Annotated in this window: 15 protein-coding genes; 10 read left to right on the forward strand and 5 right to left on the reverse strand. The window is 66.2% G+C overall.

Annotated elements, in window-relative coordinates; all coding sequences use genetic code 11:
* Positions 1–23 precede the first annotated feature (23 nt).
* The 6 genes from slmA to BO1_RS08830 all read left to right on the forward strand — a co-directional run bounded on the left by slmA (position 24) and on the right by BO1_RS08830 (position 6,173).
* A complete protein-coding gene (gene slmA, locus BO1_RS08805) occupies positions 24–710 on the forward strand; it encodes a nucleoid occlusion factor SlmA (RefSeq protein WP_028217251.1) in 687 nt (228 codons plus the stop codon).
* Between the two features lie 47 nt (positions 711–757).
* Complete coding sequence (locus BO1_RS08810) at positions 758–1,339, forward strand: HdeD family acid-resistance protein (RefSeq protein ID WP_043284178.1); 582 nt, start codon at positions 758–760, stop codon at positions 1,337–1,339.
* A gap of 272 nt (positions 1,340–1,611) precedes the next feature.
* Positions 1,612–2,757 (forward strand): homoserine O-succinyltransferase MetX, encoded by a 1,146-nt coding sequence (gene metX, locus BO1_RS08815; protein WP_028217253.1) that lies wholly within the window; start codon positions 1,612–1,614, stop codon positions 2,755–2,757.
* Positions 2,754–3,362, forward strand: a complete 609-nt coding sequence (gene metW, locus BO1_RS08820; RefSeq protein ID WP_028217254.1) for a methionine biosynthesis protein MetW — start codon at positions 2,754–2,756, stop codon at positions 3,360–3,362. The genes metX and metW overlap by 4 nt, the downstream gene beginning before the upstream one ends.
* A 94-nt stretch (positions 3,363–3,456) precedes the next feature.
* Positions 3,457–4,902, forward strand: coding sequence for an AmpG family muropeptide MFS transporter (locus tag BO1_RS08825; protein WP_084687831.1), 1,446 nt, complete (start codon positions 3,457–3,459; stop codon positions 4,900–4,902).
* Entirely contained in the window at positions 4,899–6,173 is a 1,275-nt protein-coding gene (locus BO1_RS08830) for a M48 family metallopeptidase (RefSeq protein ID WP_245643738.1), read from the forward strand. The genes BO1_RS08825 and BO1_RS08830 overlap by 4 nt, the downstream gene beginning before the upstream one ends.
* Before the next feature lie 25 nt (positions 6,174–6,198).
* Here the strand turns inward: BO1_RS08830 and BO1_RS08835 are convergent, their stop codons facing one another.
* The 5 genes from BO1_RS08835 to gatC form a co-directional block, all read right to left on the reverse strand.
* On the reverse strand, positions 6,199–6,981 hold the full coding sequence (locus tag BO1_RS08835) for an exodeoxyribonuclease III (RefSeq protein WP_028217257.1): 783 nt from the start codon (positions 6,979–6,981) through the stop codon (positions 6,199–6,201).
* 63 nt (positions 6,982–7,044) lie between these two features.
* Positions 7,045–7,881: a polyphosphate kinase 2 family protein gene (locus tag BO1_RS08840; RefSeq protein ID WP_028217258.1), complete on the reverse strand. Its 837-nt coding sequence runs from the start codon at positions 7,879–7,881 to the stop codon at positions 7,045–7,047.
* A gap of 153 nt (positions 7,882–8,034) precedes the next feature.
* Positions 8,035–9,510: an Asp-tRNA(Asn)/Glu-tRNA(Gln) amidotransferase subunit GatB gene (gene gatB / locus BO1_RS08850; protein WP_028217259.1), complete on the reverse strand. Its 1,476-nt coding sequence runs from the start codon at positions 9,508–9,510 to the stop codon at positions 8,035–8,037.
* Positions 9,511–9,512: 2 nt separating this feature from the next.
* The gene (gene gatA / locus BO1_RS08855; RefSeq protein ID WP_028217260.1) at positions 9,513–11,003 is read right to left on the reverse strand and encodes an Asp-tRNA(Asn)/Glu-tRNA(Gln) amidotransferase subunit GatA; all 1,491 of its coding nucleotides are present in this window, start codon (positions 11,001–11,003) and stop codon (positions 9,513–9,515) included.
* Between the two features lie 169 nt (positions 11,004–11,172).
* Positions 11,173–11,472 carry an Asp-tRNA(Asn)/Glu-tRNA(Gln) amidotransferase subunit GatC gene (gatC, locus tag BO1_RS08860; protein WP_028217261.1) on the reverse strand — a complete coding sequence of 100 codons (300 nt, stop codon included), beginning with the start codon at positions 11,470–11,472 and terminating at the stop codon, positions 11,173–11,175.
* Positions 11,473–11,853: 381 nt separating this feature from the next.
* Here gatC and BO1_RS08865 point away from each other — a divergent pair, with 381 nt between their 5' ends.
* The 4 genes from BO1_RS08865 to mrdA all read left to right on the forward strand — a co-directional run.
* On the forward strand, positions 11,854–12,897 hold the full coding sequence (locus BO1_RS08865; RefSeq protein ID WP_004189550.1) for a rod shape-determining protein: 1,044 nt from the start codon (positions 11,854–11,856) through the stop codon (positions 12,895–12,897).
* 169 nt (positions 12,898–13,066) lie between these two features.
* Positions 13,067–14,140 carry a rod shape-determining protein MreC gene (mreC, locus tag BO1_RS08870; protein WP_028217262.1) on the forward strand — a complete coding sequence of 358 codons (1,074 nt, stop codon included), beginning with the start codon at positions 13,067–13,069 and terminating at the stop codon, positions 14,138–14,140.
* Positions 14,140–14,652 carry a rod shape-determining protein MreD gene (gene mreD, locus BO1_RS08875; RefSeq protein WP_028217263.1) on the forward strand — a complete coding sequence of 171 codons (513 nt, stop codon included), beginning with the start codon at positions 14,140–14,142 and terminating at the stop codon, positions 14,650–14,652. Before mreC ends, mreD begins: the two co-directional genes overlap by 1 nt.
* Before the next feature lie 105 nt (positions 14,653–14,757).
* Positions 14,758–17,092, forward strand: a 2,335-nt coding sequence (mrdA, locus tag BO1_RS08880) for a penicillin-binding protein 2 (RefSeq protein WP_028217264.1), incomplete at its 3' end; no start/stop codon positions are given.

Here is a 17,092-nt window from a genome sequence, read left to right on the forward strand (position 1 = left end):
GCCGGACTCAGGGGGCGACATTCATGCAGCCGACCGAAACGCGTGACCCAGTCGTAGCAACCGCAGCAGCCGAATCGCCAGACGCCGCACCGCGCCGCAGCAGCCGTCCGAAGCCGGGCGAGCGCCGCGTGCATATCCTCCAGACGCTCGCTTCGATGCTCGAAACGCCGCGCGGGGAAAAGATCACCACGGCCGCGCTGGCCGCGCGCCTGGGCGTCTCCGAAGCCGCGCTCTATCGCCATTTCGCGAGCAAGGCGCAGATGTATGAAGGCCTCATCGACTTCATCGAGCAGACACTCTTCCAGCTCATCAACCAGATCGTCGCGAAGGAGCCGAGCGGCGCGTTGCAGGCCCGCGCGATCGCCTTGATGCTGATTCAGTTCTCGGCGAAAAACGCCGGCATGACGCGCGTGCTGACCTGCGAGGCGCTGGTGGGCGAGCACGAACGCCTCGCCGAGCGCGTGAACCAGATGCTCGACCGCATCGAGGCCACCTTGCGCCAGTGTCTGCGCGTGAGCCTTGCTGAGCAGGCGCAAGCTGAGGGCGGCACGGCCGGCGGCCGTTTATCGAAAAACGGTTACGATCCCGCTGTCCGCGCCAATTTGCTCGTGCGCTATGTGATCGGCTGCTGGCACCGCTACGCCCAAAGCGGGTTCAAGCGCTCGCCCAGCGAGCACGCCGACGAGCAGATTCGCGTGATTCTTCAATAGCGCGGCCGCGCCAAAAGCGTCAGGCTCGCTCAAAAGGAGAAATACGCATGAGCCGTCCCATTGCTCCCGTAGCCCTGCCCATTCTCGCCGGCCTCTCCGCCCATTGGGGGTGGCTGCTCGCGCGCGGCGTCGCCGCCATCGTGTTCGGCGTGCTCGCTTATGCCTTGCCCGGCCTCACCGTGCTCACGCTCGCCATCGTCTGGGGCGCCTACGCGATCGTCGACGGCGCCTTCGCGCTGCTCTACGGTGCACGCGGCGGCGGCACGCGGCGCTGGTCGTATGTCGTCGTCGGGTTGATCGGCGTCTTCGCGGGGCTCGTGGCGTTCTTCTGGCCCGGCGAGACGGCCATCATCCTCGTGATGATCATCGGCTTCTGGGCGCTTGCCATCGGCGTCTTCGAGATCATCTATGCGATCCAGTACCGGCACGCCATCGCGCATCCGTGGGCGGTCGGCCTCTCGGGGCTGCTCTCCGCCGCGGTGGGCTTTTTCATCGTCATGTTCCCGGGCGCGGGCGCGCTCTCGCTCATCTGGGTGATCGCCACCTACGCGGTGCTGTACGGCATCTTGATGATCGTCGCGGCATTCCAGTTGCGGCGCTGGCGCAACGCGCATGCGCTCGGCGCCTGAGCCGCGCCCGGCGCACATGGGCGGGCCGGCGCCGCAGCGCCGGTTCGTCCGCCGCATTGCGCACGGCGTTTTCCGTTATACTTTGCCTTCGTTGTGCATCACCCACGCGCCGATTTGCTGACTCGATTGCGGGCGCGTGAACTCCTGGCCTGTCACTGACTACGCCCGGGGTTCGATATAAATGCGGCTAAAGAGGTCGTCAGCTGCGCCACTTCTTTCGCACTCCGCGCCCGCCGACACCGTTTAGCCGCCCAAAAAACCAGGCGGAACGAATGGAATCGATCGGCATCGTCGCCCCTCAAACACTGCATTTCGACGAACCCCTGCAACTGCAGAACGGCACGGCGCTCGCCGGGTACGACCTCGTGGTCGAGACCTACGGCACGCTCAACGCCGCGCGCAGCAATGCGGTGCTCGTCTGTCATGCGCTCAACGCGTCGCATCACGTCGCGGGCGTCTACGCGGACAACCCGAAAGACGTCGGCTGGTGGGACAACATGGTCGGCCCGGGCAAGCCGCTCGACACCAACCGCTTCTTCGTGATCGGCGTGAACAATCTGGGCTCGTGCTTCGGCTCGACCGGCCCGATGAGCATCGACCCCGCCACGGGCAAGCCATGGGGCGCGCGCTTTCCGGTGGTGACGGTGGAAGACTGGGTGGACGCCCAGGCCCGCGTGGCCGACCGCTTCGGCATCGAGAAGTTTGCCGCCGTGATGGGCGGCAGCCTCGGCGGCATGCAGGCGCTCGCATGGAGCCTGCGCTATCCCGACCGGCTCGGCCATTGCATCGTGGTCGCCTCCACGCCCAAGCTCTCGGCGCAAAACATTGCGTTCAACGAAGTGGCGCGCTCGTCGATCCTCTCGGACCCCGACTTCCACGGCGGCGACTACTACGCGCACAACGTGAAGCCCAAGCGCGGGCTGCGCGTGGCGCGCATGATCGGCCACATCACGTATCTCTCCGATGACGACATGGCCGAAAAATTCGGCCGCGCGCTGCGCCGCGCCGAGGGCGACGTGAACGAGTACAACTTCAACTTCGACGTGGAGTTCGAAGTGGAGTCGTATCTGCGCTATCAGGGCGACAAGTTCGCCGATTACTTCGACGCCAATACCTATCTGCTCATCACGCGCGCGCTCGACTACTTCGATCCCGCGAAGGACTACGACGGCGATCTCACGCGCGCGCTCGCGCACACGAAGGCGAAGTACCTCGTGGCGAGCTTCAGCACCGACTGGCGTTTCGCGCCTGCGCGCTCGCGCGAACTGGTGAAGGCGCTGCTCGACCACAAGCGTCAGGTGACCTACGCCGAGATCGACGCGCCGCACGGCCACGACGCCTTCCTGCTCGACGACGCGCGCTATCACAACGTCATGCGCGCCTATTACGAACGCATTGCCAACGAGGTGGGCGCATGAACCAGAGCGCTTTCGACAGTCTTTCCGCCCGTCCCGACTTTCGCACCATCGCGCGCTGGGTCGAGCCGCGTGCCACCGTGCTCGACCTCGGCTGCGGCGACGGCGCCTTGCTCTCGCTGCTCTCCGAAGAGCTCGAATGCACGGGCTACGGCATCGAGCTCAACGACGCGGGCGTGCTCGCCTCGGTGGGCAACGGCATCAACGTGATCCAGCAGAATCTCGAGGACGGCCTGCGCCTCTTCGAAGACGCGAGCTTCGACTTCGCGATCCTCTCGCAGACGCTGCAGACCATCCACCAGACCGCCGCGATCCTGCGCGAGACGGCGCGCGTGGGCAAGCAGTGCATCGTCTCGTTTCCGAACTTCGGCTACTGGCCGCACCGCCTTTCGGTGCTGCGCGGCCGCATGCCGGTTTCGAAGTCGCTGCCTTACCAATGGCACAACACGCCGAACGTGCGCGTGCTCACGGTGAAGGATTTCGAGGCGCTCGCGCCCGAGGTCGGCATCGAAATTCTCGACCGCGCCGTGCTGCACGGGGGCCAGACGGTTCGATGGGGCGTGAACTGGCGTGGTAGTCTTGCGGTCTATCGCGTGAAGAAGCGGTGACGCCGGCAGCGGCGTCGCGCATCTTTCACAGATTACAGACCTGGAAACCACGCGGGTCACCGCGCCGCCGCCCTCCGCCGACACACCGGACGACATGCAGAATCCGCCCCAAGAGGCCACGACTCAACCCTCCCAGGCGTCCACAGCATCCGAGGCGCCGCTAGCGTCTCATAACCTGGACGCACACGAAGAACACCCCGGCTGGCGCGCGTATCTGAACACGCACATGCTGATCTGCGTGTTTCTCGGCTTCACCTCGGGGCTGCCGCTGTTCACGCTCGTCTATCTCGTGCAGGCGTGGCTGCGCTCCGAAGGCGTCAATCTCAAGGAAATCGGCCTCTTCGCGCTGATCCAGTTTCCCTATACGTGGAAGTTCGTCTGGGCGCCGCTCATGGACCGCTACGTGCCGCGCCTGCCGGGCTGGCGTCCGGGGCGCAGGCGCGGCTGGATGCTCGTCACGCAGATTCTCGTGGCGGGCGCGATCGCCACGCTCGGCTTCGTCTCGCCCAAGGATTCGATCTGGACCGTGGCCGCGCTCACCGCGCTCGTGGCGTTCTTCGGCGCGAGCCAGGACATCGCCATCGATGCCTACCGGCGAGAGTTGCTCAAGGACACCGAGCAGGGCCTCGGCAACGCGGTGCACGTGAACGCGTACAAGATCGCGGCACTCGTGCCGGGCTCGCTCGCGCTGATTCTCTCCGACCATCTGCCCTGGAGCACCGTGTTCGTCGTGACGGCGGCCTTCATGATTCCCGGCATGATCATGTCGCTCGTGGTGCGCGAGCCCGAAGTGCACGGTGCGCCGCCGAAGAACCTGGGCCAAGCGATCGTGCAGCCATTCGCCGAATTCGTGAAGCGCGACGGTCTCGGCGCGGCGCTCTTCGTGCTCGCCTTCATCTTCCTGTACAAGCTCGGCGACACGATGGCCACGACGCTTTCGACGTCGTTCTTCCTCGATATCGGCTACTCGCGCACGGAGATCGGCGTGATCGCCAAGATGACCGCGTTCGGCGCGAGCCTGGCCGGCGGCATCATCGGCGGCGTGGCGCTCGTGAAGATCGGCATCGGGCGCGGCCTGTGGATCTTCGGCTTCCTGCAGATGGTCTCGACGCTCGGCTTCGCCTGGCTCGCGCAGCTCGGTCCCGGCTCGCCCTCGCTTGCGCTCATCTATGACGCCGTCGTGGCGGTGAGCCATGGCGTCGCGCACCTTGCCGGCGCGGTCGGCCTGAACGCGCAGCTCGCGCTGGACCCGCGCGCCGCCGCGCTCGCGCTCGTCTACGGCCTCGAGACGTTCGCGACCGGCCTCACGCTCGCCGCATTCACCGCGTATATCGCCAGCACGACCGATCCGCGCTATACGGCCACGCAATTCGCGCTGTTCACGAGCCTCGCTTCGGTGCCGCGCACGCTCGCGTCCGCGGCAAGCGGCTATGTGGTCGCGAAAATCGGCTGGTTCGATTACTTCATCGTCTGCACGGTGCTCGCGGTACCGGGTATGCTCCTGCTCATTCGAATCGCCCCGTGGAGAATCCGGTCGTGAAGTCCCGCCAGCATGCCGTGCCCGTCCACCGCCCGACGCCTGGCCGTCCGGGACGCAGCGACGCGCGCCGAACAGCGGATCAGGGACGGGACGACGCACGGGCCGAAGCGAGCGGCAACGCGCGCGGCGCGGGTTCATCAGCGCTACGGATGCGCACGGCTTGCCGCACGCTCGCGCTGGCGCTCGCCGCGGCGCTGCCCGTCTGGGGTTCGCTCCATGCCGAGCTCGCTGGCGCGGCCGAAAATGGCGCCGCTAATGCTCCCACCAGCGCCCCCACCAACGCACCGAGCAGCGCCCCCGCCGGTGCGTCAAGCAGCACGCCGGCCAACCCGGCCCCCACGCCTGCGCCGCTCGCCAGCGCAGCGGAAACGGCCGGAGCAGCAGCAGCCGCTGCTTCAGGCGCGAACGCGCAGAGCGCGCCGGGCAGCAACGCCTCCACCGCCAGCGGCCCGAACACGGGCCGCGTCGTGCGTTTCGGCAATATCGTCGCGTTTCGCAACCTGATTCCCTCGCCGATGCTCGAGGCGCAGGCCGCCGCCGAATACAACGAGATCGTGCGCGGCGCGGCGCACTCGAAACTGCTCTACCCCGATTCCGATCCGCACGTGCAGCGCGTGCGCCAGTTCGTCGACCGGCTCGCGCCCTACGCGCTCAAGTGGAGCGACCGCGTGAAGCTCTGGAAGTGGGAAGTGGCGGTGATCCGCTCGCCGGACATCCGCATGTATTGCCTGCCGGGCGGCAAGATCGTCGTGTACGGCGGCCTGCTCGATCGCGTGAAGCTCAACGACAACGAGCTCGGCATGCTGCTTGGCCATGAGATCGCGCATGCGGTGCGCGAGCATGTGCGCGAACGGCTGGGCGAGCAGCAGGCCGCGCAAATCGAGGCGGGCGTGGTGCCGCAGCTCTTCGGGCTCGCCGATCTCGGCATGTTCCCGCTCGGCATTGGCTCGCGCCTCGTGGAGATGCACTATGGCCGCGACGACGAAACCGAGGCCGACGTGATCGGCAGCGACATCGCCGCGCGCGCGGGCTTCGATCCGCGCGCGGCGCTCACACTCTGGGACAAGCTCGCGGTGGCCACACGCGCCGACCGCGACCAGGGCTTCATCTACGTGCACCCGTACACGCCGGCACGGCGCGCGGACATCGCCAAGCGCCTCGCCGACATGATGCCGCTCTACGCCAAGGCGATCGGCAAGCCGCTGGCCAGTCTGCCCGACTATCAGGGCATTCCGGCCATTCAAAAGCGCAAGGTGGTGCTGGCGCCCTAAGGTGCATGGGTGCCTGGGTGGGCGCTCAGCGCTTCTTGATCTTGTAGTCGTAGTCGATGGTCAGCGGCGCGTGGTCGCTAAACTTGATGTCCTTGAAGATGGACGTGTTCTTGGCCGTGGCCGCGATGCCGGGCGTCGCGATCTCGTAGTCGATACGCCACCCCACGTTCTTCGCATAGGCCTGGCCGCGGTTGCTCCACCACGTGTACTGCTCGGGGCGCGCGTCGAGCGTGCGAAACACGTCCACGTAGCCCACATCGTCGAAGAGCTTCGTGAGCCAGGCGCGCTCTTCGGGCAGGCAGCCGGAGTTCTTCTGGTTGCCCTTCCAGTTCTTGATGTCGATTTCCTTGTGGACGATGTTGACGTCGCCGCAGAGGATCACTTCGCGCTCGCGCTTGAGTTCCTCCAGATGCGGCAGGAACGCATCCATGAAGCGGTACTTCGCCTCCTGGCGCTCCTCGCCGCTCGAGCCCGAGGGCACGTACACCGAGATCACCGAGAGCTTGCCGAAGCGCGTCTCGACGTAGCGGCCTTCCGCGTCGAACTCCTCGCTGCCAAAGCCGATGATCACGTCGTCGGGCTCGTGGCGCGTGTAGACGCCCGCGCCGCTATAGCCCTTCTTCACGGCGTGCTGGAAATAGCCCTTGAAATCGTGCGGCGCCATGAATTCGGGCGTCATGTCGTCCTGCGAGCACTTGATTTCCTGCACGCAGAGCACGTCGGCGTTTTGCTCGCCGAACCATTCGAAGAAGCCCTTCTTCGCCGCGGAGCGGATGCCATTGAGGTTCGCGGTGATCACACGCAGCATGTCTTCATTCCTTTTGATTTGCGCGGGTTGGGGGTAAGGCGCGAGGCGCGGTGCAGTCGAGCGTCACTCGATCTTCACGCCCTTGAGCTCGGCCTTGGCAGGCGGAAATTCGAGCTTGAGTCCTTCCATCAGGCGCAGTAGCAGCTCGGCCACCATCACGTTGCGATGCGTCTTCGAGTCGGCGGGAACCACGTACCAGGGCGCAATCTCCGTCGAAGTGGCCGCGAGCGCGTCGCGATACGCCGCCTGGTAAGCGTCCCAGTGCTTGCGCGCCTCGAGGTCGGAAAGATCGAATTTCCAGTGCTTGGTGGGGTCGTCGATGCGCGCCTGAAGGCGGCGGCGCTGCTCGTCTTTCGAGATGTGCAGCCAGCACTTGATGATGGTCGTGCCGTTCTCCGCGAGCATCGACTCGAAGTCGCGGATCTGCCGGTAGCGGCGCTCGCACTCCGCCTTGTCGATCTGCTCCGTCACGCGCGGCACGAGCACGTCTTCGTAGTGGCTGCGGTTGAAGATGGCCAGCTCGCCGGCGCCCGGCACCTGCATATGCACGCGCCAGAGGAAATCGTGCGCCGCCTCGATGGGCGTGGGCGCGCGAAACGGCACGATGCGCAGGCCGAGTGGATCGACCTCGTGGAACACGCCGCGGATGGTGCCGTCCTTGCCGCTCGTGTCCATGCCCTGGAGCACCAGCAGCACGCGATGGTGACGCTGCGCATGCAGGCGCTCCTGCAGCACGTCAAGCTTGTCGCCGATTTCCGTGAGCCGCTCGCGGTCGCCGTCCTTGCTGCCGGTCGAGAACGGCTTCGCTGACGGGTCGATCGCCTCGGGCGAGAAATCGTTCGCCTTCTTGTCGCCGAAATACGGCACGCGGAAATCGTCGAGACTCGGGGACTTCGCCATGCGTTGGACTCCTCGTGGTTCGTGCTTGCCGCTTGCGGTGCGGACGACGCGCGTCGCTGCCGCCGCACCAAAAACAAGGCGGCGTCGCACGCGTGGCGCGCCGCCGCCCTGGCGCGCGAGCGGCCTTGAGCCGCCCGCTTCATCACAAGACTATCAGCCCAGCTTCTTTTTCAGCAGCTCGTTGACCTGCTGCGGGTTGGCCTTGCCCTTGGTGGCCTTCATCGCCTGGCCGATCAGCGCGTTGAACGCCTTTTCCTTGCCGGCGCGGAATTCCTCGACCGACTTCGGGTTCGCGGCGAGCACCTCGTCGATGATCGCTTCGAGCGCGCCGGTGTCCGAAATCTGCTTGAGGCCCTTCGCTTCGATGATGCGGTCCACCGCGCCTTCGTCGGCCGCCTTCTCGTCCCACATCGCCTGGAACACTTCCTTGGCGATCTTGTTCGAGATCGTGCCGTCGGCGATGCGCTGGATCAGCAGCGCGAACTGCGCGGCCGACACCGGCGAGGCGTCGATGTCGAGGCCTTCGCGGTTCAGCTGCGAGGACACTTCGCCCATCAGCCAGTTCGCGGCGGCCTTCGCCTGTGCGGCGCCCGTCTTCGCCACGACCGCTTCGAAGTACGCCGCCATCGCCTTGCTCGACGTGAGCACGTTCGCATCGTACGGCGTCACGCCGTACTGCTCGACGAAGCGCGTCTGCATCGTCGCGGGCAGCTCGGGCATCTCGCCCTTCACGCGCGCGATCCACGCCGCGTCGATCACGAGCGGCATCAGATCGGGGTCCGGGAAATAGCGGTAATCGTGCGCGTCTTCCTTGCTGCGCATCGAACGCGTCTCGCGCTTGTCCGGGTCGTAAAGGCGCGTTTCCTGCACGACGGTGCCGCCGTCTTCGATCAGCTCGATCTGACGGCGCACTTCGTACTGGATCGCTTCTTCGAGGAAGCGGAACGAGTTCAGGTTCTTGATCTCGGCGCGCGTGCCGAATTCCTTCTGGCCGACCGGGCGCACCGAAACGTTCGCGTCGCAGCGGAACGACCCTTCCTGCATGTTGCCGTCGCAAATGCCGAGCCAGACGACGAGCGTGTGCAGCGACTTGGCATAGGCAACGGCTTCCGCCGCGCTGCGCATTTCAGGTTCGGTGACAATTTCGAGCAGCGGCGTGCCGGCACGGTTCAGATCGATGCCGGTCATGCCCGCGAAGTCTTCGTGCAGCGACTTGCCCGCGTCTTCTTCGAGGTGCGCGCGCGTGAGATTGATGGTCTTCTCGTACGCGTCCTTGCCGGCCTTCTCATTGGCCGGCACCTGGATCGTGATCTGGCCGCCCTGCACGACCGGAATCTCGTACTGGCTGATCTGATAGCCCTTCGGCAGATCCGGATAGAAGTAATTCTTGCGCGCGAAGATGCTGCGCGGCGCGACCGTGGCGTCGATCGCGAGACCGAAGCGGATCGCGCGCTCGACGGCGCCGCGGTTCATCACCGGCAGCACGCCCGGCAGCGCGAGATCGACGGGGCAGGCCTGCGTGTTGGGCGCGGCGCCGAACTGCGTCGATGCGCCCGAGAAGATCTTCGACGACGTCGACAATTGCGCGTGCGTCTCGAGACCGATAACGACTTCCCACTGTGTTGCCATGTTCACACCCCTGCCGGCGCCTTGCGATGCCACTCGGTCGCGCGCTGGAAAGCGTCGGCGACCTGCAGCATGCGAGCCTCGTTGAAATAGTTGCCGACGATCTGCAGACCGACGGGCCGCTGCGCGTTCGCGCCCGCGCCGAAGCCGCACGGCACGCTCATGCCGGGCAGGCCCGCGAGGCTCGTGGAGAGCGTGTAGATGTCCGCGAGATACATCTGCAGCGGATCGTCGCCCTTCGCGCCGATGTCCCAGGCCACGCTCGGCGCGACCGGTCCCATGATGACGTCGCACTGCTTGAACGCTTCCTGGAAGTCCTGCGCAATGATGCGGCGGATCTTCTGCGCCTGCAGGTAGTAGGCGTCGTAGTAGCCGTGCGAGAGCACGTAGGTGCCCACGAGAATGCGGCGCTTCACCTCGGGGCCGAAGCCCTCGGCGCGCGACTTCTTGTACATGTCGAGCAGGTCGGTGTACTCGGCCGCGCGATGGCCGTAGCGCACGCCGTCGAAGCGCGAGAGGTTCGACGAGGCTTCCGCCGGCGCGATCACGTAGTAGACGGGGATCGAAAGCTCGGTCTTCGGCAGCGTGACTTCCACCAGCGTAGCGCCGAGCGATTCGTAGACCTTCAAGGCGGCGTCGATGGCGGCGCGCACGTCGTCGGCAAGGCCCGCGCCGAAGTATTCCTTCGGCAGGCCGATGCGCAGGCCCGCGAGCGGCTTGTCGGCCGTGGCGCTCGCGCTCCACGTCTGGCCCAGATGGCGCGCGTAGTCTTCGTCGTCGCGCGTGAGGCTCGTGGAGTCGCGCTCGTCGAAGCCCGCCATCGCGTTCAGGAGCAGCGCGCAGTCGGCGGCGCTTTGCGCCATCGGGCCGCCCTGGTCGAGCGACGAGGCGAACGCGATCATGCCGTAGCGCGAGACGCGGCCATAGGTGGGCTTGATGCCGGTGATGCCCGAGAACGAGGCGGGCTGACGGATCGAGCCACCCGTGTCGGTGCCGGTCGCGGCGGGCGCGAGGCGTGCGGCCACGGCCGCGGCCGAGCCGCCCGACGAGCCACCCGGCACCGCCTGCTTGTCCCACGGGTTCTTCACGGCGCCGAAGTGCGAGTTCTCGTTGGACGAGCCCATCGCGAATTCGTCCATGTTGGTCTTGCCGAGGCAGACCATGCCCGCGCGCTCGAGCCGCGCCACGACGGTGGCGTCGAACGGGCTGACATAGTTCGAAAGCATCTTCGAGCCGGCGGTCGAGCGCCAGCCGCGCGTGACGAACACGTCCTTGTGCGCGAGCGGAATGCCGGCGAGCGGGCCCGCGTTGCCGCTCGCGAGGAGCGCGTCGGCGGCCCTGGCCTGCGCGAGCGTCAATTCGGGATTGACGTCGACGAAGGCGTTCAAATCTTGATGCGCCTCAATCCGACCCAAATAATGCTGGGCCAGTTCGACGGCGGAGCATGCCTTCGCGGCCAGCGCGGCGCGCAGTTCGGTCAAGCTTTTGTCATGCATTGCGTGATTCCTGGAAGAACGTAACGGCGCGCCCACCACATCGTGCGCCGCCGGGAGCGCCTCGCGCGCGATTGCGGGCCGCGCCGCGCCGGATTCGGGTTTCCGCATTCCGGAAGTTAAAGTTATCTAACTCGAACTTCATCGAAAATGACGGGAAATGCGTGCGTGTTTACTCAATTACGCGCGGCACGAGGTAAAGTCCGTCCTGTACCGCGGGCGCGGGACGCTGAAAGGCGTCGCGGTCCACGGTTTCGGTCACCGCGTCCTCGCGCAGTCGCAGCGCGACGTCTTCGATCTGCTCGATCGGATGCGCGAGCGGCGCGATGCCCGTGGTGTCCACGGCCTGCATCTGCTCGACGAGCCCGAAGAAGTTATTCAGGCGCTCGAGCGTATTGCCGGCCTCGGCTTCGGCCAGTTCGAGGCGCGCGAGATGCGCGATACGCTTCACATCGGTCAGGGTCAGGGCCATGCGGTCACCGGAAAAAATTGAGGCTGGGGCAGCGCGGAAAAAACGGTGCTGCAACAGCGGTTTATCGCTCCGGATCCGGGAGTGGAGGAAAGCCTCGACGAAGTCAAAAACTGCCATCCGGATCCTGTAAAACAGGCAAAATTATAAGGTATCATTACGCGTTCGACTCAAACCCGGACCGCCTTGCGCCCGCCTTTCACCCCTGATCGCAGCAATGTGCGCTCAGATGGCGCTCAGCGTGGCCGACTCCGGTAACCATTCCCGCAGTTTCAGGCTCCTCGCGGCGGCGCTTTCCGCCCGTCCTGAGGCTGTTATTTTTTCCGCTGCCGCCCCGTGACCCGCTCGTCCCATGGTCGGCCACCAGCGAGACAGGATTTTTGAATGTTCGGTTTTCTTCGTAGCTATTTCTCCAACGATCTCGCGATCGACCTCGGCACCGCCAACACCCTGATCTACATGCGCGGCAAGGGCATCGTCCTCGACGAACCCTCGGTCGTGTCCATCCGCCAGGAAGGCGGCCCGAACGGCAAGAAGACGATCCAGGCAGTCGGCAAGGAAGCCAAGCAGATGCTCGGCAAGGTGCCGGGCAACATCGAAGCCATCCGCCCGATGAAGGACGGCGTGATCGCCGACTTCACCGTCACGGAACAGATGATCAAGCAGTTCATCAAGACTGCACACGAATCGCGCATGTTCTCGCCGTCGCCGCGCATCATCATCTGCGTGCCGTGCGGCTCCACCCAGGTCGAGCGCCGCGCGATCAAGGAAGCCGCGCACGGCGCCGGCGCCTCGCAGGTCTATCTGATCGAAGAACCCATGGCCGCGGCCATCGGCGCGGGCCTGCCGGTCTCGGAAGCCACCGGCTCGATGGTCGTCGACATCGGCGGCGGCACGACCGAAGTGGGCGTGATCTCGCTCGGCGGCATCGTCTACAAGGGCTCGGTGCGCGTGGGCGGCGACAAGTTCGACGAGGCCATCGTCAACTACATCCGCCGCAACTACGGCATGCTGATCGGCGAGCAAACCGCCGAAGCCATCAAGAAGGAAATCGGCTCGGCGTTCCCCGGCTCCGAAGTCAAGGAAATGGAAGTCAAGGGCCGCAACCTCTCGGAAGGCATTCCGCGCAGCTTCACCATTTCGAGCAACGAAATTCTCGAAGCGCTCACCGACCCGCTGAACCAGATCGTCTCGTCGGTGAAGATCGCCCTCGAGCAAACGCCGCCGGAACTGGGCGCCGACATCGCCGAGCGCGGCATGATGCTCACGGGCGGCGGCGCGCTGCTGCGCGACCTCGACCGCCTGCTGGCCGAAGAAACCGGCCTGCCGGTGCTGGTGGCCGAAGATCCGCTCACCTGCGTCGTGCGCGGCTCGGGCATGGCGCTCGAGCGCATGGACAAGCTCGGCAGCATCTTCTCGTACGAGTAAGTGCACCGTGCCGCGCTGCGCGCAAGGGCAACGCAATTGACGCACACTTGGCGGCGGCGGCAAGCCCGTCGCCGCCTGGTCCGCAATGCGGCGCCCATCCCGGCGCCGCTGTTGCATTTCACGTTTCATCGTTAGTTTCACCGAACCGCATACGCGCCCGGCGCCGACCATGGAATACAGTCCGCCGCCTCTATTCAAGCAAGGCCCTTCGGCACTCGCACGGCTCATCTTCTTCGTCGTACTGTCGCTCGCGCTGCTCGTCTCCGACGCCCGCTTCAAGACGCTCGAAGTCGTGCGCGGCGTGCTCGGCGCAGGTCTTTATCCGCTGCAACGCGCCGCCCTCGTGCCGCGCGATCTCTTCATGGGCGCAGCCGACCTCGCCGTCACGAGCGCTTCGTTGCGCCAGGACAACGCAAAACTGCACGCGCGCAACCTCCAGCTCTCGCAGCAAGCCAATGAGGCCGCCTCGCTCGCGGCCGAAAACGCGCATCTGCGCTCGCTGCTGCAACTTTCGCAACGCATCGGCGCGCAGACCACGCCCGCCGAGATCCAGTACGACACGCGCGACCCGTTCACGCAGAAGGTCGTGATCGGCGGCGGCTCGCAACAAGGCGTGCAGAACGGCTCGCCCGTGTTGAGCGAAGACGGCGTGATCGGCCAGGTCACACGCGTGTTCCCGATGCAGTCCGAAGTCACGCTCGTGACCGACAAGGACCAGGCCGTACCGGTCGAGATCGTGCGCACCGGGCTGCGCAGCGTGATCTACGGCACGGCCAAGGGCGACCTGCTCGATCTGCGCTTCGTGCCGATCAGCGCCGACGTGCAAGTCGGCGACGAGCTCGTGACGAGCGGCCTCGACGGTATTTATCCGCAAGGGCTGCCGGTTGCGAAGGTGCTGCGCATCGACAAGCAGGCCGACACGGCGTTTGCACGCGTGATCTGCGTGCCGCTCGCGGCGGTGCGCGGCGCGCGCGAGGTGCTGGTGCTGCATTATGTCGCACAAGTGCCGCCGAATCCGGTTGAAGCTGCCGAGGCCGCTTCCGCCGCCGCGGCTGCCGACGCCAAGGACGCGAAAAAGAAAAAGCCCACCAAGGCTGCGGACAAGAAGGCCGACGACAAATCGAAGCCTGCCGCAGCCAAGCCGGCCGCGAACGCGCCGGCCAATGCCGCAGCGAAGGCCCCGGCCAACACTGCAGCGAAGGCCCCGGCCGCCGCGCCCGCCAAGCCGCAGGGGGGCCATTGATGACGCGTCCGCAATACATCCTGCAGCCGGTCAATCCGTACTTCATCGCGTTCAGCCTCGCGGCCGCGTTTTTGCTGAACCTGCTGCCGTGGGGCAAGCTGCCCGGCATTCCGGACTTCGTCGCGCTCGTGCTGCTGTTCTGGAACATCCATCAGCCGCGCAAGGTGGGCATGGGCATCGCGTTCTGCCTGGGCCTCCTGATGGACGTGCACAACGCCAATCTGCTCGGCGAGCACGCGCTCGCCTACACGATGCTCTCGTATGGCGCGATCACGATTCACCGCCGCGTGCTGTGGATGTCGCTCGGCGTACAGATGTTCGCCGTCATGCCGATGCTCGTGGGCGCGCAAGTCGTGCCGTTCGTGATTCGCCTCTTGATGGGTGCGCCGTTCCCCGGCTGGGGCTATCTGGTCAGCGGCTTCGTGGAGGCCGTGCTCTGGCCGGTCACGAGCATCGTGCTGCTGCTACCGCAGCGCCGCCCCGTCGATCCCGACGACACCCGGCCCATCTGAGCGGCCGCGCGCCGCTCACCGTTCAAAGACGCAACCGATGACCCTCCCTTTCTACCGGCCCGCCGCAGCGCCTGAGCGAGGCGCGGGCCCCGGTGCTCTCCCCGCATGACCGAATTCAAGGACACCCAGCAGCAGCTCACGAAGTTCCGCCTGCGCGTCGCGGCGGCGGGACTGTTCGTGTTCGTCTGCTTCGGGCTGATCGCGTTCCGGTTCCTCTTTCTGCAGGTCTGGAACCACAGCAAATACTCGCTGCAAGCCGACGAAAACCGCATCTCGGTCGCGCCGATCGTGCCGAACCGCGGCATCATCACCGACCGCAACGGCGTCGTGCTCGCGAAGAACTACTCGGCGTACACGCTCGAAATCACGCCCTCGAAGCTCACCGACACGCTCGACAACACGATCGACCAGCTCTCGACGGTGATCCCGATCGATCAGCGCGACCGCCGCCGCTTCAAGAAGCTGCTCGAGGACTCGAAGAACTTCGAGAGCCTGCCGATCCGCACGCGCCTGACCGACGACGAAGTCGCGCGCTTCACCGCGCAGCGCTTTCGCTTCCCCGGCGTGGAGGTGCGCGCGCGTCTGTTCCGCCAGTACCCGCTCGGCACCACGGCCGCGCACGTGATCGGCTATATCGGCCGCATCTCGCAGCGCGACCAGGATCGCATCGACGACGAGAGCGACAAGAACGAGAGCGACCCCGAGCATTACGATCCGCGTCTCGATGCGAACAACTACAAGGGCACCGACTACATCGGCAAGATCGGCGTCGAGCAGAGCTATGAAACCGAGCTGCATGGCCTGACCGGCTTCGAGGAAGTCGAAGTGACGGCGGGTGGGCGCCCCGTGCGCACGCTCAAGCGCACCCAGGCCACGCCCGGCAACAATCTCGTGCTCTCGCTCGACATCGGCCTGCAGCAGGTGGCCGAGCAGGCCTTCGCAGGCAAGCGCGGCGCGCTCGTGGCGATCGAGCCCTCAACGGGCGACATTCTCGCGTTCGTCTCGGCGCCGAGCTTCGACCCGAACGCCTTCGTGGACGGCATCGATCAGCAGACCTGGGACGCGCTGAACAACTCGCCCGATCACCCGCTGCTGAACCGGCCGCTGCACGGCACCTATCCGCCGGGCTCGACCTACAAGCCGTTCATGGCGCTCGCCGCGCTCACGCTGCACAAGCGCACGCCGCAATGGGGCTTCTCCGACCCCGGCTACTACATGTTCGGCGGCCACCGCTTCAACAACGACGTGCGCTCCGGCCAGGGCTGGGTCGACATGAACAAGGCGATCATGGTGTCGAACGACACCTACTTCTTCATGCTCGCGCACGACCTGGGCGTGGACAACATCGCGAACTTCATGAAGCCGCTCGGCTTCGGCCAGCTCACCGGCATCGACATCGCGGGCGAGGCGCGCGGCATCCTGCCCTCCACCGATTGGAAGCGCAAGGCTTATCGCCGGCCCGAACAGCAGAAGTGGTACGAGGGCGAGACGATCAGCCTCGGCATCGGCCAGGGCTACAACTCGTTCACGATCCTGCAGCTCGCGCACGCCACGGCCACGCTCGCCGACAACGGCATCCTCATGAAGCCGCACCTCGTGAAGGAGATCGAAAATCCGATCACGAAGGCGCAGCAGCTCACCGTGCCGAGCGAAAGCGGGCGCCTGAACGTGAAGCAGTCCGATATCGACGTCGTGAAGCGCGGCATGGAAGGCGTGACGATGAATCCGTCGGGCACGGCGTACCAGGTGTTCCGCAACGCGCCCTACACCTCGGCGGGCAAGACCGGCACGGCACAGGTGTTCTCGCTGCAGGGCGCCAAGTACCAGGCGCACGCGCTCGCCGAGCATCTGCGCGACCACGCTCTCTTCATCGCGTTCGCGCCGGCCGAAAAGCCGCAGATCGCTGTCGCGCTGGTCGTCGAGAACGGCGGCTGGGGCGCGCAGGCGGCCGGCCCGATCGCGCGCCGCGTGCTCGACTACTGGCTCGTCGACCGCCTGAAGCCCGGCGTCGAGCAGGCCGCCGTGGCCGAGGCGGCCTCGGCCACGCAGGACGCGTCGGCGCCCACGATCGGCGGTGCGCCGCAGGGCGCCTCCGATAGCACCGCGACGCTGCCGGTCAAGGTTGCCGCGGGCTTCACCCCGCTGCCGATACCGGGCGCGGCTTCAGCGGCTGAAGCCGCTTCGGCTGCCGCGGCGGCATCGGCGGCTGCAGCAGCTTCGGCGGCATCTGCGGCTTCGGACGCTCCCGCCATGTCGGCACCGGGCAAGGCGCTGGGCGCCGCCGCTGCGGCCAAACCCGCCAGCGCCAGCGCAAAAACGCGTCAGGCTCCCACGCAACCGGTCACGCCCGAAGCGCCCAAAGGCACCGATGCCGTGAACGGCGGCACGTCGGCCAGCGCATCGGGCGCCACGGCCACCGACGGCGACGCGCCCGCGCAGC

It is taken from the genome of Paraburkholderia oxyphila NBRC 105797 (assembly GCF_000685075.1).
In the GTDB taxonomy this organism is placed as follows: Bacteria; Pseudomonadota; Gammaproteobacteria; order Burkholderiales; family Burkholderiaceae; genus Paraburkholderia; species Paraburkholderia oxyphila.

What these genes read in the sequence shown, in the direction of transcription:
- slmA (WP_028217251.1), top strand. Translation starts at nt 24, where the DNA reads ATGCAGCCGACCGAAACGCGTGACCCAGTCGTAGCAACCGCAGCAGCC.
- BO1_RS08810 (WP_043284178.1), top strand. Translation starts at nt 758, where the DNA reads ATGAGCCGTCCCATTGCTCCCGTAGCCCTGCCCATTCTCGCCGGCCTC.
- metX (WP_028217253.1), top strand. Translation starts at nt 1,612, where the DNA reads ATGGAATCGATCGGCATCGTCGCCCCTCAAACACTGCATTTCGACGAA.
- metW (WP_028217254.1), top strand. Translation starts at nt 2,754, where the DNA reads ATGAACCAGAGCGCTTTCGACAGTCTTTCCGCCCGTCCCGACTTTCGC.
- BO1_RS08825 (WP_084687831.1), top strand. Translation starts at nt 3,457, where the DNA reads ATGCAGAATCCGCCCCAAGAGGCCACGACTCAACCCTCCCAGGCGTCC.
- BO1_RS08835 (WP_028217257.1), bottom strand. Translation starts at nt 6,981, where the DNA reads ATGCTGCGTGTGATCACCGCGAACCTCAATGGCATCCGCTCCGCGGCG.
- BO1_RS08840 (WP_028217258.1), bottom strand. Translation starts at nt 7,881, where the DNA reads ATGGCGAAGTCCCCGAGTCTCGACGATTTCCGCGTGCCGTATTTCGGC.
- gatB (WP_028217259.1), bottom strand. Translation starts at nt 9,510, where the DNA reads ATGGCAACACAGTGGGAAGTCGTTATCGGTCTCGAGACGCACGCGCAA.
- gatA (WP_028217260.1), bottom strand. Translation starts at nt 11,003, where the DNA reads ATGCATGACAAAAGCTTGACCGAACTGCGCGCCGCGCTGGCCGCGAAG.
- gatC (WP_028217261.1), bottom strand. Translation starts at nt 11,472, where the DNA reads ATGGCCCTGACCCTGACCGATGTGAAGCGTATCGCGCATCTCGCGCGC.
- BO1_RS08865 (WP_004189550.1), top strand. Translation starts at nt 11,854, where the DNA reads ATGTTCGGTTTTCTTCGTAGCTATTTCTCCAACGATCTCGCGATCGAC.
- mreC (WP_028217262.1), top strand. Translation starts at nt 13,067, where the DNA reads ATGGAATACAGTCCGCCGCCTCTATTCAAGCAAGGCCCTTCGGCACTC.
- mreD (WP_028217263.1), top strand. Translation starts at nt 14,140, where the DNA reads ATGACGCGTCCGCAATACATCCTGCAGCCGGTCAATCCGTACTTCATC.